Consider the following 15440-nt stretch of genomic DNA (forward strand, 5'->3'; position numbering starts at 1 on the left):
ATTCTGCTGCTAGCCCGAGCGTAGTCCCGCAAGAGAAGGCGCAGGCGGCATGATGGAGGTATGAGTCGAACCGTAGCCGGAGCCCGCGTGCTGATTACCGGAGCTGCCAGGGGAATGGGCCGCTTGTATGCCGAACGCTGCGTCGCCGAGGGGGCGAAAACCGTCATCCTGTGGGACCGCGACGGTTCCGCGCTCGCCGCGACCACCGCCATCCTGACTGAACGTTCCCACGGACGCACGCGGGTCGCCCCCTACGTCGTCGATATCGCCGACCTCGGCGCCATCGCGCAGACCGCTCAGCGGGTGCGTACGGAGATCGGCGACCCCGACGTGGTCATCAACAACGCCGGCATCGTGCGTGGCAAGTATTTCTGGGAGCACGACAACGGTGCAGACACCCGCCCGACCATGCAGATCAATGCGCTTGCGCCCATGTACATCGCTCGCGAGTTTCTGCCGGCGATGATTGCGAGCGGATGGCGTGAGTCACGCATCGTGAACATCGCGTCGGCCGCCGGCACCCTCAGCACCCCGCGGATGAGTGTCTATGCCGCCTCGAAAGCGGCCATGATCGGCTGGAGCGATTCGCTGCGGCTCGAACTGGTGCAGCAGGGGCACGGCTATGTCAAGGTGACCACGGTCTGCCCGAGCTACATCGACACCGGCATGTTCACGGGGGCCAGCGGGCCGCTGCTCACCCCGCTGATGACGCCGGAATACGTCGTTGATCGGGTCTGGCGGGCGATGCTGGCCGGCAAGCCGCAACTGCTGTTGCCGTGGACGGTGAACCTGTCGAAGGTGCTTCGCGGCGTACTGCCATTGGCCGCCTGGGACGCCGTGGCTGGTCGCGTTTTCGGTGTCTACCGGTCAATGGACCGCTGGGTCGGTCGCGGGTAGCTGCCCAGTTTCGGTGAGGGTGACAGGCTCGAGGTAGACCAGCACCGGTGCCGAACCGATTTGTTCGTCGCCAAACCATCGTGCGGCGTCACTTCAGCGTTGACGCAAGCCGAAACAAATGGGGATTCTGGGTTGACCGCCGTTGGCCTGCGCCGTCGGCCTGCGCGAGTCGGCCTGCGCGAGTCGGCCTGCGGTTGCCGCCGCCGGTCGAGACTCCGTCAACGAAGGCGAAACGGTCTCAAAACGCGAATAATGTCCCGAATATAACTTCGTATCGAAATCTAAAATACACTGAGATTTCCTCGACTGACAGCCTTGATTTTGGTAGAATTCAAGCATGAGCCAGAGCGGCGAGACCCCCCAAGCGGGCTCAGTCGATTCCGATTCCGATTCCGACTTCGACGGCGATTCCGACTTCGACGGCGTGTCCGAGGGAGAATTCGCCGAGTGGTCGTTCTCGGTAGAAGACCGCGCATTCTTTGACGCGTTTCGGCTGCAGTGCCTGTCCGAGTGGCAGGCCGAAGACGAAGTCGAGGCACAATCTGCCGCGACCGTTGCGGTAAAAATCCGGCAGGACTTGCAGCTCGCCGACGGTCCGACCATCCCAGCCGACCTCGACCTGGCTGAAGTGTTCGCCGCCGTCCCGCCCGAGCACCTGTTCGACGAGAACCTCCGCGAGGAGTTTCTCTTCGCCGAGTACAACGCTCGTCAGCTTCGCGCTGACCCGCCCGCGCAGGACTTGCCCGCGCAGGACTTGCCCAGTGACGTGAACCCGTTCCAGCGCCGGCAGGCGCAGTTCGTCGACCGGGTGCTTTATCTCGAGAGGGTCATTGCCTGGGCGCAAGCGAGCAAGGCCGAGGTTCTAACCGAGGCGTGGGATTACACCACCAACACCGCCGAGACCGGCCGACCGCAGGCTGGGCTGCAACACGAACACGACTGGGATGCCACCTTCGCCGCCCAGCAGGGTTTGGTCGCGGAGATGGCGTGTGCGCTGCGCATCCCGTCCGGCACCGCGTCCGGTCTTCTGCACGAGAGCCGCGTGTTGGTCGAATCGCGTCCGCAGACCCTTGCTGCGCTTCGCGCGGGGAAGATCTCCCTGCGTCATGCGCGGCGGGTGCTCGACCAACTCGACTCCGTGCCCCCGCCCGCCCGGACCGAGCTGGAGGCGGTGTTACTGCCGCACGCCTGCACGCTCACTCCGGCACAGTTCGACGGTAAGGCCCGAAAACTGCGTGAACGATTCCACCCCGACAGCATCACCGTTCGCCGTACCAAGTGCCTGGCCGACCGCAAAGTCATGTTTTTTCCGGACAAAGACGGCATGGCCACGCTCTGGCTGCGCGCCGCCGGTGAGGACCTCCACGGCATCTATACCCGCGTCACCGACGTCGCCATCAGTCTGCAGGGCCCCGACGAGCCCCGCACGCTCAGTCAACTCCGCGCCGATGTCGCCGTCGACCTGCTCGCCCAAGGCGTCACCAGCACCGGTCTCGGCGCCGGCCTGACGGCCAACGTCAACATCACTGTGCCGGTTCTCACACTGATGGGGAAGAGCGAGGAGCCGGGGGAGCTCGAAGGGTACGGGCCGATCGAACCGGAGACCGCCCGCCGGCTGGCGGGAACCGCGACGAGTTTTCTGCGCATCCTCACGCATCCGCACACCGGCATCGTGCTCGACGTCAGCGCAGAACCGTTCCGAGTGCCAGCAAGCCTGAAGAAATACCTGCGCCTGCGTGATGGGACGTGCCGGTTCCCTGGCTGCAACCGCTCCGCCGGGCATAGCGACCTCGACCACACCCGCGACAAACAATTCGGCGGGCCCACCACCGCCACCAACCTGCACTTCCTCTCTCCCGCCCACCACAACCTCAAGCACTACTCGGCGTGGACCGTCATCGCCGACCCCGACGGCACCCTGAATTGGACCAGTCCGGCGGGCAAGCACTACGCCACCGATCCCGCCACCCGCATCAGTCCACCGCGACAACAGACCGACACATCACCACCGCGACCTGGGTCCACCGCCGACCCGACCACCGCTAACCCGACCACACTCGACCCGACTCCGCCCGGTTCTACCCCGCCCGGTTCTACCCCGCCCGGTTCTACCTCGCCCGACTCGACGGCCTCTGCTTGGGACATAGTCGACCCCGACCCGCAGCCGTTCTAGGTGCGGGGCTCGTAGCCCCCGCCCGTTTGGAAGACCGGTCCGATCGTGAACCACGTGCTGGGCGCAATCGCTCGGCACCGTGCGGCACCACACCACACCGAAGGGCACGACCTGGCAGGGCGCAGCACAACAGCACCGCCCGGAACAGCGCAGCACTGCCCTGCACCGCACTGTCCTGCCCGGCGCAGCACTGCCCGTCTACCGCAGCGCACTGATGCGCAGGGCAACCGACTTGAGGTTCGCGATGCGCTGTTCGTAGCGTGCAGCGAGCACGATAAGCAGAAGACCGCCACCACCGAGCCAGAGGAACCACGGAATCACACTGTAGGCGAGGGCGATCCACGGCCAGAGCTGGGCGACACCGTGGATGAGCAGCACGACAGCACCGATTACGAACGGCGCTTGCAGTCGCCTCGAGCTACCGATCACAAGCACAATGATCGCTGCAATTCCGAGGCTGACGATGCGCCACAGGTCGTTGTACGTGAGATCGAGCAGCAGCGACGGCACCAGCAGCAAAGACAGTCCCGGACCAAACCAGGGCCAACTGCGCGCTCGTGGATTGCTGTGCAGGCGCAGCCAGCCCGATCCGATCAGCGCCAACGCTACCGGTACGGTGACGAGTTCAAACGGGTCGACCTTGCCAGAGCTGGCTACCGTGATAGCGGCCAAGCCGGCCAGCCCGAGTACGATCCAGGCGGTGATTGCCCCTAACGGCGCTCGGGGCTGCGCGAGGGCGATCACATGCACCGCAGAGAGAGCAAGCACGAGCAGAACGGCCCGGGGTGTTGACAGCCCGGCATCTGCGGGGGCGCTGACAACGGTGAGTTCGACCCAGGTCAGAACGGATGCCCACACCAGCACAAGCGCGATGCCCGTGCCGTGTCGAAGTGCCGTGGTTTCAGCATCCGTTTGGCGAACCAGCAATACCGCGGTCATGATCGCCGCCATGGTGGGAAGTACCAGCCAGAGCTCGAGTCGCCCATCGGGGGCGCCGGGCGCCCCGACCAGGCGCTGCGTCTGTGCAAAGGCTGTGACGACGAGAGATATCGCGCCGGCCAGACCGGCCGCAGCCAGATACGTTGACGACGGCGGAGCCCATCGCACCAGTGCGGCGCCGATCATGAGGGTCACAGATACGAGGGCCAGCACGATGGGGCGCGCCAGCGACCCCGACTCGGACGACACGGCGAGCGGTACCAGAGCAATGAGTAGCGCGGCGAAAGTCAGCACGCCGGCCACCGGACTTGCTTCGCTCAAGCGATCGGTTATGCCATAGCGGCGAATCAGCGCGGCCGTGGTGAGCACGATACCTGCGACTGGCAGCACATACGGTTCGAGTGCCACGATACCTGCCTGATCGAGGCCCAGCCAGAGGCCGGCCGTGCCGAGCAACAGGGCAAGCCAGCCGAAGTGGCGGCGATTGGACCGGGAGCCGAACAGCCCGTCGGCCGCGATCGCCATGATGAGCGCCACAATGCCGGCGAGCACGATCACGAGCCAGCCGAGGGAACGGAACGTGACTACCGTACCTACAGCGGCGAACACGGCAGGCACGAGCACAATCGCGGAGCCGATTTCGAGGGCAATCCGGTCGCGACGGGCCGTCGAATCCACAGCCAGTGTGCCCGTCGCACCGATGGCAGCGGCGCTGGCCGTGACGCGGCCAGCACCGCCGTCACGGTTTGGACCGCGCAACAGCGCGAGTGAGCAGACTACGAGGGCGACAGCCGGTGCGGCGAGTATGAAAACGGAGGTGACGGCAGCCGGTATGAATAGAACCTCGCGTGTCAGTAAGTACACCGCCGGGGCCAAGGCGATGGCCGCGATTGTACGTTCCAAGTGCAGCCCGCCATGGTTGGCGCGCAGAAAGACCCACGAAGCGCACGCGGCGACCAGGATACTGGCGCGCAGGATGGATCCGAGTGGTTCGGGTTGCAGCAGGGATTCGCCGGCGGCAAGCGACCACATTCGAATCGGAAGGACGAAGACAACCACGCTCGGAACGAGGAGGGTGAAGAATGCCCAGCGCCGATCGAGAAGAGAGAGCGCCGTTGGCCGAAGCGCGACCGCAGCGACGAGCAGGTGCAGGAGGGCCGTTGCGAGGGCGATGGCTGCCGTGACGTTGGCCAGATTGATCGCGTCAAACCACTGCTGTTCCGGCGCGAGGGCCAGCGGAACGTGACCAACCCCGACCAAGGTGATCACGATCGCCGTGGCCAACAGAGCTCCGCGGGCGTGAGCGTGGGCGGCACTCGCGAGTGCTGGGCTGGTGAGCGCGGGGTTTGTAGCCCTGTGCGTGACCAACAGGCGGGCAAACCAGAGCGCGACTACGAGCGAGACCGTGCCGAACCACCAGGTTGTGGGGTGTGCCCAACTGATGACATAGCCCAACGTCTCGCCGACGACCAGAAACACGATGGTGGCCGGTGCCAGAAAGCCGAGCGAGAACCGACCGGCGTCATTGACTGTGGGCGGCACTGAAGTTGGCTCAGGTGATCGAGCGAGGAGCAGGCTGATGAGTGCGCCGGCGCCCAGCAGCAGGTAGAGCGCGACGATAACCCCGATGGAGGGGGAGAGCGGCACAGCGAGAATGACGTCGGCCAGTACGAGCGCGGTCACGATCTGGCGCCGGGCGCGCAGCAAACCGCCCAGGGCCCAGCCGATGAGCAGTATTGCGCCGACCCCGCCCAGCGCGAGCACTGCCCAGACGTTGTCGGCGTTGGCAAGGTCAAGGACGACCTCATGGCCGCGTAGCCCGCTTGCTATGGCCTGGATGAGTGGCCAGGCAGCATACCCGGCAGTGAGAAGCAGCAGAATGGCCGCGACCGTGCCGGCCGAAACGGCTGCCACCAACCCGGCCATGCGTGCGGCTGAGGACGCAGCAAGGTGACGTGCGAACAGTTCGAGTGCCACGGCCAAAGCGGTGGCGACGAGGAGGGGCACGGTGAGTGAAAACGGCAGACTGTCGGAGCGACCGGCAACGACCGGCGCGATGCCAGCCGCCGCGAACGCGGCCAGAGACGCCGCCAGATAGGCGAAAGCTCGGTATTCCCCCATGAGCCGGGCCGGCTGCGCCACGTCGACGCTCTCGACGATCAGCGCGGACCGCGGCGTCCTCAGTACGAGTACGGCGTGGGCCGTGGCAACAAGCGCGACCGCGCCGAGGGACCAGACCGGCGCGATCAGGCTGTTGGACTCTACAAAGACCGCGACGACGGCCGCCGTGACCAGGGCCAGCGCGCCCAGCGCGAGCAGCAGTATCCGCTCGGGGAATCGATCGAAGGCCGGCGAGCGGCGCCCATCCGCGGGCCGGGACAACGTTGCACGATGCAGCAGGGCTGCGATGGCGGCACCGAGAAAGCCGACGAAAACGCGAGTGAGCGTGTTCTGGCCCTGCAAGAGACCGGCCGCGAAGAGCCCGACACCGGGAACCACGACGACGAAACCGGCGATACTGCCCACGCGCAGGTTTGATCGGGCGTGCCAGCCGAGAAAGAGCGTCGCGCACACTATCAGGGCGACTCCCCAGTAGAGCGCCCCATCTCCGGCGGCGAGACCGAAGAGGTTGTTCTGCCGCATGCCCCAGACGTCGAGAAGCACGAGTACCACTGCGAAGCTTCCGATTCCCTCGGCGGTGGATGTCAGCCGCGAACGACGCATCCGGGCGGCGACCACGAGAGCCGCCACGGTCAGCAGCGCGACGACAACAAAGCGGAATCCCAACCCGGCGACGATCCACGCAACGGTGAGAAAGAAGATCGCAGCAACCGAGACCAAGAGCACACCGATGGAGAGAAGTACGACCTGCACGTTGGAACGCCGCGGCTTTGTCGGCAGAACCGGCAGAACCGGCAGAACCGGTGACGTCAACGTCGTGGCGGCTGAATTGAGGGAGCGCGAATCAGCAGTGACCGAATATGTACTGAGAGCACGGGGTACGGCGACCCGGCCGGTCTTCGTTTCGTAGCGGATGCGCCCGATCAGCTCGGCGCGACGCTGCAGCGCTGCTGCGGCATCCGCTGAACTAACCAATAATTCGGCTGCGGCCCCGTGCTGCAGGTCGAGTCGGCAACTGGAACAGGCCGGCGACCTCAGCGGTGTGTGGCAAGCCGGGCACAGCGCCGAGTCGATAAGGTCCCTGGCATTGCGCGGCCAAATAATGCGACCGGCATGCCGGAGGTAGAATTCTCCGCTCTGGACTGGCTCGTGCTCTGACATCGATCTCCCCGCGGTCGGTCACTCTGCCCACAGGGTACCGGGCACAGAAAACCTGGGCAGACCCCGCCGCAGGGTGTGGACAATTGCCGCAGGGTAGGGCGGGGGAGGAGACGGAAGGATCAGAGGCTGTTGGTCGCGAGCCAGCTGACCAGCACGCGCTGGAATTCCAGCGGATGCTCGACGCTCGGCAGGTGAGCGGTGTCGCGGAATGTGCAGCCGCTGGCCTGCGGCAGCATTTCCAACAAAAATTCATAGTGAGCTAGCGACGACGTGACGTCGAGCTCACCCACGGTCACCAGCGCCGGAACGTCGATGTCACTGACCCGGTCCAGCGCGGCTGGCTCAAGCGGAATCGGGATCGGCGCTTCCGTGGCGTGGATGACGTTGCGCAGATTGAGCTCCTGCGCGAGGGCCAGAAAAGCGGGGTCGACGTCGGCCGCCTTGCGTGTCGGCCCGACCGCCCACAGTGCAACTTCGAGCCGCGCCAGCCGCGGCCATTGACGGCCGGCGAAGGCCACATCCAGCTTGTCGAACAGGGCGTCTTCACGTTCGGTGAGCTCCACATCGGGAAATCCGCTGGGTCCTGACCCGATCGTGACCAGGCCCGCGACGCGCTCGGGGCTTTCCACGGCAAGATCGATCGCAATCGTGCCTCCGCGCGAGCACCCGATCAGGGTAGCCCGAGCTACGCCGAGATGATCGAGCAATGCCGTGGCATCCGCTCGGTTGGAGAACTCGACATTCTCGGTCGTCGTCTGGCCAAAACCACGGGTATCGAAGCGGATGACGTAGTGGTGGGCCGAGAGGGCAGCGACCTGCGGGTCCCACATGCGCAGGGTTGCGATGCCCGCGTGGAACAGGAGCAGGGCTGGCGAGTCGGGGTCTCCGTGGGTCTCGTAGTAGAGGGAAGCGCCAGAAACGTCGAGTCGGGGCATGCGTTGAGCGTAGCAACGTCGATCGCGCGGCCGAAAGGGCCGCGCCGGTTACTGCTCGGGCAAGCCTTAGGCTCGTCAGAATGGGCGGTGTTTTGATCGGTTCTTCGATTATCGGGTTTGTGATCCTGATCGGGTACTTTGTTGAGCGGTTCGGTATTGTCGGGGCGGGCGCAGGCCGAATACTCAACCGGATGGCCTTCTTCGTCGCAACTCCCTCGCTGCTGTTCACCGTGCTCTCCCACGCGGACGTGTCGGTGCTCTTCTCTGAATTTCTAGTCGCCATCGTCTGTACCATCGTGGTCGGGGTATTCATCTACCTCGTCCTCGCGCGGCTGTTCTTTCGAACGCCGCTGGCCGAGACTGTGCTCGGTGCGTCGAGCGCGACCTACGTCAACGCCAACAACATCGGTCTGCCCGTGGCCATCTACGTGCTCGGCAGCGCCCAGTATGTGGCTCCCGTGCTGCTGCTGCAGCTAGTGATCCTGGCACCTGCCATCCTGGCCGTGCTCGACATGGCCACCAGGGGACGGGCCTCGTTCGTGTCGATCGTGACGCAGCCGTTTCGAAACCCGATGATTCTCGGCTCGCTAGCCGGCGTACTCGTGGCGGCCTTCGGGATCACGGTTCCAGCCCCGATACTCGCACCGTTCGAACTGATCGGCGGAGCCGCCATTCCCCTGGTGCTGCTGTCGTTTGGCATGTCGCTGCACGGCCAACGACTGCTGAAGGCCGGAACCGGGCGCAAACAGGTCGTGGCAGCCACCCTGATCAAGGTCGTACTGATGCCGACCATCGCGTTTCTGTTCGGACACTTCATCTTCGACCTTGATGGCGCCGAACTGTTCGCCGTAGTCGCCGTGTCGGCGTTACCGACCGCGCAGAACATCTTCAACTTCGCCTCGCGTTACGATCGAGCCATTGTCGTCACCCGAGACACCGTTTTACTCACCACGATTCTATCGATGCCCGCTTTGCTCGTGATCGCGGCTCTGCTCGCCTGAGTCCCGAAAGGACCGCATGTCTACTTCTGGCCCGTTCATGGCACCCGAACCCACGAGCTTGCCGATCGTTGGCTCGGCTGAGCGTTTCTATGTGCACCGGGTGTACTGCGTCGGCCGCAACTATGCCGAACATGCCCGGGAGATGGGCAATGACCCTGAGCGCGAAGCGCCGTTCTTCTTCGCCAAGCCGGCCGACGCCGTGTTCGCCGTCGACGAGGGCGTTCCCGCGTACGGTGTCGCTCCGCACACGGTTCCTTTTCCGTCAGAGACCGACAACCTGCACTACGAGATGGAACTCGTGGTCGCGATCGGCGTCGGCGGCGCGGATATCGTCAGAGCGGATGCCCTCACCCACGTCGTCGGCTACGGCGCCGGCGTCGACCTCACCCGGCGCGACCTGCAGGATGCCGCCAAGGCACTGCGTCGCCCGTGGGATCTCGCCAAGGGCTTCGATTTCTCAGGACCCTGCACGCCGCTCGTTGCCGCCAGCGCTATCGGCCATCCCGCTTCGGCACGCATCTGGCTCCACGTCGACGGCGAGGCCCACCAGGACGGCGACCTTGCCGACCAGATCTGGCCCGTGCCCGACGTGATCGCCGCCCTATCGCGGTTTGTCACCCTGCGGCCCGGTGATCTCATCTTTACCGGCACTCCCGCCGGTGTCGGCCGAATTGAGCCGGGAAGCACTGTCACCGCAGGCATCGACGGGGTCGGTGACCTCACCTTTCGCGTGGTCTGAGCGCAATCTCGGTCGCAGTCAGCAGCGAATCAATGCCCACCAAATCGGCGGCGTCGGTCGGGTCGGCGTCGATCAAGGCTGCAGCACGCATGAGTCGTCTTTCGGTCGGTGAAGTCCGCCTTCATGCCGGTTTGGGTGGACAAATGGAGAGAAGGAAATGGTAAAAAGCCCGGATTTCTGTGAGACTGACCCCTTTAGCCTGCCCGTACTCCGGGCAATCACGTCCTGTACGTCGGGCATCCCAACAAAGGAATCCCATTGACGGATCAAACATTTCAGATAATCGCGATCGTTCTCTATCTCGCTGGCATGGTGGCCATCGGGTATTTCGCTTTTCGACAGACCAAAGATCTTGACGACTATATGCTCGCCGGCCGAGGCCTCAAACCCGGTACCGCTGCGCTGAGTGCTGGCGCTTCCGATATGTCCGGCTGGCTGCTGCTCGGACTTCCCGGAGCCATCTACGTGTCCGGCCTCGTCGAGGCCTGGATCGCGATCGGCCTCACCATCGGTGCCTGGCTGAACTGGAAGTTCGTTGCTCCGCGGCTGCGCTCGTACACCGAGGTATCGAACAACTCGATCACCATTCCGAGCTTCTTCGAAAACCGGCTGAAGGACACGTCTCGCCTGTTGCGCGTCGCCTCCGGCATCATCATCCTGGTGTTCTTCACGTTCTATGTGTCGTCCGGCATGGTGGCCGGTGGCGTGTTTTTCGAGGAGTCCTTCGGTTCCACCTTCCTCACCGGCATGCTGATCGTTGCCGGCGTCACCCTGCTCTACACGCTGTTTGGCGGCTTCCTCGGAGCGACGCTCACCGACGTCGCCCAGGGACTTCTCATGCTCGTCGCCCTGATTGCGGTTCCGCTGGTGGCGCTCAACGCCACTGGCGGCATCACCGCCACCCTCGACTCCATCCGCGAAGTTGACCCGAACCTGCTCTCCCTCACGGCCGGCGGATCCGTGCTGGGCGTTATCTCGGCCGCAGCCTGGGGTCTCGGCTACGTAGGTCAGCCGCACATCATCGTGCGGTTCATGGCCATGCGCACCCCGCAGGATGCCAAGGCCGGTCGCCGCATCGGCATCGGCTGGATGATTCTCACCGCTCTTGGTGCTGTCGCCACGGCGCTTATCGGCATCGCGTACTTCCAGCAAAACCCCGACCTGTCGCTCGCGAACCCGGAAACGGTCTTCCTGCTGCTCTCGCAGACCCTGTTCCACCCGTTCATCGCCGGTCTCGTGCTGGCTGCGGTGCTGGCCGCCATCATGAGCACCATCTCCTCACAGCTGATCGTGTCATCCTCGGCACTGGTCGAGGACCTGTATCGAATCGTCGGCAAGGAGGCCTCCCCGAAGCAGTTGGTCTCGTTCGGACGTCTCGGTGTACTGCTCGTGGCGGTCGTTGCCGGACTCATCGCACTGCAGCAGAATTCGACGATTCTTGACCTGGTCGGCTTCGCCTGGGCCGGTTTCGGTGCTGCCTTCGGACCGGTCGTCCTCCTCTCGCTGTACTGGAAGAAGCTGTCCACCTGGGGCGCCCTGGCGTCCATGGTCACCGGTGCCGTCGTCGTGTTCATCTGGGGCAGCCTGCCGCTCGGCGATATCCTGTACGAGATCGTGCCGGGCTTTGCTGCCAGCCTGATCGTCGCCGTCGTGGTTTCCCTCGCGACTTACAAGCCCAACGCCGACATCGACGCCGAATTCGACGCCGCTGCCGAGCAGGCACGCCCGAAGTACCGGGCGCCGGAGAAGATCTCGGCGTAGCAGGCATCCGGCCGAAGGGTTTAGAAAATCATCGGGCGATCGTCGTCATCGCCGCCGAGGTCGAGGTCGACGAGCACCGGCACGTGGTCGCTCGGAGCGTCGCCCTTGCGTTCGTTACGGTGGATGCTGGCATCCGTCACAAGGTCGGCAAAGGCTGGTGAGCCGAGGATGAAGTCGATGCGCATGCCCTCGTTGCGCGGAAACCGCAGCTGCTTGTAGTCCCAGAAGGTGAAACCCTCCGGCACGATCGGCCGCACGACGTCGGTCAGGCCGGCCTGCTCGAAAGCGTCGAACGCTGCGCGTTCCTCCGGCGAGATGTGGGTCGAGGTGCCGGGCACGAAGCTCGGGTCACCCATATCTTCGTCGCGGGGCGCGACGTTCCAGTCGCCCATCATCGCCAGGGCGAGCGCGGGGTGCCGGCTGAGTTCCTCGGCCGCATGGGCCTCGAGGGCGTTCAACCAGGCCAGTTTGTATGAGTAGTGCGGGTCGCCGAGAGCGCGCCCGTTCGGCACGTACAGGCTCCACAGCCGCAGGTCATTCACGGTCACACCGAGCGCGCGCGCCTCGAGCGGCTGATTTGGACCGACGGCACCTTTTTGGAAGCCGGGCATATTCGGAAAAGCGGTGACGACATCCGTCATCGGTTCGCGGCTGGCAAACGCCACGCCATTCCACTGGCTCAGACCGTGAATGGCGAGGTCGTAGCCGGCGTCTTCGAAAACCTTGAACGGAAACTGTTCGGGCTTGCACTTGATCTCCTGCATGGCGAGAACGTCGATGTCCTCGCGTTCCAGCCAGTCGACGATACGCCCGGAACGAGCACGAACGGAGTTGACGTTCCAGGTGGCAATGCGCATGCTTCCAGCCTATAAGGCGCCGAGCGGATGCCGCCCCGCGGTATCGAATGCAGTTCTCCTCAGGGTGCGATTGAATGGGGTGCGATCGAATGGATAGAGAATCTTTTGGCGCAGGAAGGGCACAATGACGCAGTTGCAGATTGGCTACGCGGCCATGTTGGAGCAGTTCGCACCGGCTGAGGCGGTCGCGCTCTCGGCGTACGCCGAGGAGCATGGTTTCACCGGCGTCATGGCGGCCGATCACTTTCAACCGTGGGTACCGGCCCAGGGCCAGTCGAGTTTCGTCTGGAGCGTCCTCGCCGCGATCGCCGAGCGCACCACGGGCGACTTCGGTCCCGGCGTGACCGCCCCGACTTTTCGCTGGCACCCGGCCATGGTGGCCCAGGCCTCCGCGACCCTCGCCTCGATGTATCCCGGCCGGCACTGGCTCGGTCTCGGCAGCGGTGAGGCCCTGAATGAGCACATCGTTGGTGGATACTGGCCGGAAGCCCCCGAGCGCATCAACCGCATGTTCGAGGCAATCGAAATCATCTCGAAGCTGTTCGCCGGGTCGATCGCGGGCAAGGATGTCAAGCACTCCGGCCAGTTCTTCAAGCTCGAGTCGACTCGGCTGTGGACCATGCCCGAGGTGGCCCCCGAGATTTTGGTCGCCACCGCCGGCCCGGTCACCGCCAAGCGTGCCGGTAGGCTCGCCGACGGCCTCATCACGGTCGGTGCCCCGCTGGAGAAGATCTCGATGCTGTTCGGCAAGTTCGACGACGGTGCCCGCGAAGCCGGCAAGGACCCCTCGATCATGCCCAAGGTGCTTCAGCTGCACATGAGCTGGGCCGAGACCGACGAAGAGGCCATGACCAGCGCGTTGCACGAGTGGCCCAACGGTGGCATGAAGTTTCCGAAGGGCGACATCCGTTCGCCGTTCGAGTTCGAGCAGATGGCCAAGCTGGTGCGCCCGGAAGACTTCGAGGGTCGCATGATCATCTCAGCCGACCCCGACGAGCACCGCAAGTACATCCAAAAGTTCGTCGATCTCGGCTTCGATCGCATCTACCTGCACAACGTGGGTCGCAACCAGAAGCAGTGGATCGACGTTTTTGGGGCATCCGTTCTGCCGAAGCTCGTTCGGTAGATGGTGCCCGATTCGCAGCCCGACGCTGCCGCCGCCGAAGTGGGCGCTATGGAACTGTTCGGCCTCAAGGTGTTCACGCTCGGTGGATTCGGCGAGATTGAGGCCGGCGACGACCTTGGCGGCCTGATCGCGGAGGCGGCGCAGTCGCGCCTGCTCGACGGCGACATTGTGGCAGTCACCAGCAAAATCGTCTCAAAAGCCGAGGGTCGCGTCGTCGCGGCGGTCGACCGGGAGCAGGCGATCACCGACGAGACCGTGCGCGTCGTGGCGTCGCGGGCGTACCCCGGCGGGGTAACTCGCATCGTCGAAAACCGCCAGGGCCTGGTCATGGCCGCAGCGGGCGTCGACACCAGCAACGCGCCCGATGGCGTGGTGCTGCTCCTGCCGGTTGATCCGGATTCATCTGCGCGCATCATCTGCACGGCCCTCCGTGAACGCACCGGACTGCGGCTCGGCGTGCTGGTGACCGATACCGCCGGGCGCCCCTGGCGGGAAGGCCAGACCGACCTGGCCATTGGCGCAGCCGGGTTCGCGGTACTCGACGACCTGCGCGGCACAGCGGATACCTCCGGCCGCCGCCTCGACGTCACCGTCGCGGCCGTCGCCGACGAGATCGCTGCCGCTGCCGACCTGGTCAAGGGCAAGACCAGCGGCAACCCGGTCGCCGTGGTGCGCGGACTCGGCCGCCTGGTTGGTGACCTGGCGCTTCCTGGCGCTCGAGCACTGCAGCGCCCGAGCGACAGCGACATGTTCCGTCTCGGCACGGCGGAGGCCGGTGCCGAGGGGTATGCCGAGGGGTATGCCGAGGGGTATGCCGCCGGGTTCGCGGCCGGAAGGGCCTAGATCGAGATCGTGAGGGCCTCGATCAGGCCGCTCTCGGCGTGCAGCGTGAAACGGTAGTTCAGCTCGACGCTGCGGCCCGGAAAGTTGCCCTCGACGCGGGTGACGATGGTCGACGTATGGATGCAGTCGACCCTTGAGGCTGTCGCGCGCCGAGTGTGCACGACGCTGCTAGCGTTTTGCTATGGACCAGACCCGCGGCGCAGTCGACCGAAGGCCGTCGCCACTACCCGGCACGGCGAGCTGGGTGATCGTCGTTCCTATAAAGGGCAGCCCGGACGCGAAGAGCCGACTCGGGGCTGGGCCCCAACGGGCAGCGCTCGCCGATGCGTTCGCGCTCGACACGGTGGCGGCACTGGTGGCAGCATCCGCTGTGGAACGCGTGTTCGTGGTGACCCCGAGTGCTCGTGTGGGCGCGCTGCTCGCCGGGCTCGGCGCGGTCATCGTGCTCGAGGCGCCGGGAGCCGAAACAGGGCATGCCCGGTTGAATATTGCGATCATGCAGGGCATCGCTGCCGCCCGACTCAGCCAGCCTGACGCGCACCTGGCCGTACTGACCGGGGACCTGCCCGCCCTGCGCCCGGCCGACCTCGACGACGCTTTCACGCTCGCCGCCTTGCACCCCCGGTCCGTCGTGCCCGACGCCGAAGGCGTGGGAACGACGAGTCTGTTCGCCCGTACTGGCATCTTGTTCACGCCGCAGTTCGGTATCGGCTCACGCGCCGCGCACCAGGCCGCCGGGCACGTTGTGCTCGACCTGTCGCCCACCTCGACGCTGCGCCACGATGTCGATACCGTCGTCGACCTCGACGTGGCCCGGGCGTTCGGGTTCGGCCCGCACACGAGCGCGCTGCTCGCCGGGCTCTAGTTCGCCGGGCTCTAGTTCACAG

At 65.1% G+C, this 15440-nt stretch carries 12 protein-coding genes; 8 read left to right on the forward strand and 4 right to left on the reverse strand.

The window, feature by feature from the left end:
* Positions 1-60: 60 nt before the first annotated feature.
* Both E3T27_RS02385 and E3T27_RS02390 read left to right on the forward strand, forming a co-directional pair.
* On the forward strand, positions 61-897 hold the full coding sequence (locus E3T27_RS02385; RefSeq protein ID WP_104197347.1) for an SDR family NAD(P)-dependent oxidoreductase: 837 nt from the start codon (positions 61-63) through the stop codon (positions 895-897).
* Between the two features lie 337 nt (positions 898-1234).
* Complete coding sequence (locus tag E3T27_RS02390) at positions 1235-3070, forward strand: HNH endonuclease signature motif containing protein (protein WP_134571437.1); 1836 nt, start codon at positions 1235-1237, stop codon at positions 3068-3070.
* Positions 3071-3268: 198 nt separating this feature from the next.
* Here E3T27_RS02390 and E3T27_RS02395 read toward each other — a convergent pair whose 3' ends face one another.
* On the reverse strand, positions 3269-7291 hold the full coding sequence (locus E3T27_RS02395; RefSeq protein WP_134571438.1) for an SCO7613 C-terminal domain-containing membrane protein: 4023 nt from the start codon (positions 7289-7291) through the stop codon (positions 3269-3271).
* A gap of 119 nt (positions 7292-7410) precedes the next feature.
* Positions 7411-8226 (reverse strand): alpha/beta fold hydrolase, encoded by an 816-nt coding sequence (locus E3T27_RS02400; RefSeq protein WP_104197352.1) that lies wholly within the window; start codon positions 8224-8226, stop codon positions 7411-7413.
* Positions 8227-8306: 80 nt separating this feature from the next.
* On the opposite strand from E3T27_RS02400, the gene E3T27_RS02405 reads away from it, so the two are divergent.
* The 3 genes from E3T27_RS02405 to putP all read left to right on the forward strand — a co-directional run bounded on the left by E3T27_RS02405 (position 8307) and on the right by putP (position 11727).
* Entirely contained in the window at positions 8307-9227 is a 921-nt protein-coding gene (locus tag E3T27_RS02405) for an AEC family transporter (protein WP_134571439.1), read from the forward strand.
* A gap of 16 nt (positions 9228-9243) precedes the next feature.
* Positions 9244-9966 carry a fumarylacetoacetate hydrolase family protein gene (locus tag E3T27_RS02410; protein WP_104197354.1) on the forward strand — a complete coding sequence of 241 codons (723 nt, stop codon included), beginning with the start codon at positions 9244-9246 and terminating at the stop codon, positions 9964-9966.
* A 258-nt stretch (positions 9967-10224) separates the two neighbouring features.
* The gene (gene putP / locus E3T27_RS02415; protein ID WP_104197355.1) at positions 10225-11727 is read left to right on the forward strand and encodes a sodium/proline symporter PutP; all 1503 of its coding nucleotides are present in this window, start codon (positions 10225-10227) and stop codon (positions 11725-11727) included.
* 20 nt (positions 11728-11747) lie between these two features.
* Here putP and E3T27_RS02420 read toward each other — a convergent pair whose 3' ends face one another.
* Entirely contained in the window at positions 11748-12584 is an 837-nt protein-coding gene (locus E3T27_RS02420) for an exodeoxyribonuclease III (protein WP_134571440.1), read from the reverse strand.
* 124 nt (positions 12585-12708) lie between these two features.
* Between E3T27_RS02420 and E3T27_RS02425 the strand changes: the two genes are divergently transcribed.
* Together E3T27_RS02425 and cofE are read left to right on the forward strand one after the other, a co-directional pair.
* Positions 12709-13710 carry a TIGR03557 family F420-dependent LLM class oxidoreductase gene (locus tag E3T27_RS02425; RefSeq protein WP_104197357.1) on the forward strand — a complete coding sequence of 334 codons (1002 nt, stop codon included), beginning with the start codon at positions 12709-12711 and terminating at the stop codon, positions 13708-13710.
* Positions 13711-13758: 48 nt separating this feature from the next.
* Entirely contained in the window at positions 13759-14553 is a 795-nt protein-coding gene (cofE, locus tag E3T27_RS02430; RefSeq protein ID WP_134571542.1) for a coenzyme F420-0:L-glutamate ligase, read from the forward strand.
* Here the strand turns inward: cofE and E3T27_RS16415 are convergent.
* Entirely contained in the window at positions 14550-14714 is a 165-nt protein-coding gene (locus E3T27_RS16415) for a hypothetical protein (protein WP_166786070.1), read from the reverse strand. The two genes, cofE and E3T27_RS16415, sit on opposite strands and share 4 nt — an antisense overlap.
* Before the next feature lie 20 nt (positions 14715-14734).
* Between E3T27_RS16415 and cofC the strand changes: the two genes are divergently transcribed.
* Positions 14735-15418 carry a 2-phospho-L-lactate guanylyltransferase gene (gene cofC, locus E3T27_RS02435; protein WP_134571441.1) on the forward strand — a complete coding sequence of 228 codons (684 nt, stop codon included), beginning with the start codon at positions 14735-14737 and terminating at the stop codon, positions 15416-15418.
* Positions 15419-15440: the final 22 nt, after the last annotated feature.

Origin of the sequence: Cryobacterium lyxosi, assembly GCF_004403345.1 — a bacterium.
GTDB classification, from domain to species: Bacteria; Actinomycetota; Actinomycetes; order Actinomycetales; family Microbacteriaceae; genus Cryobacterium; species Cryobacterium lyxosi.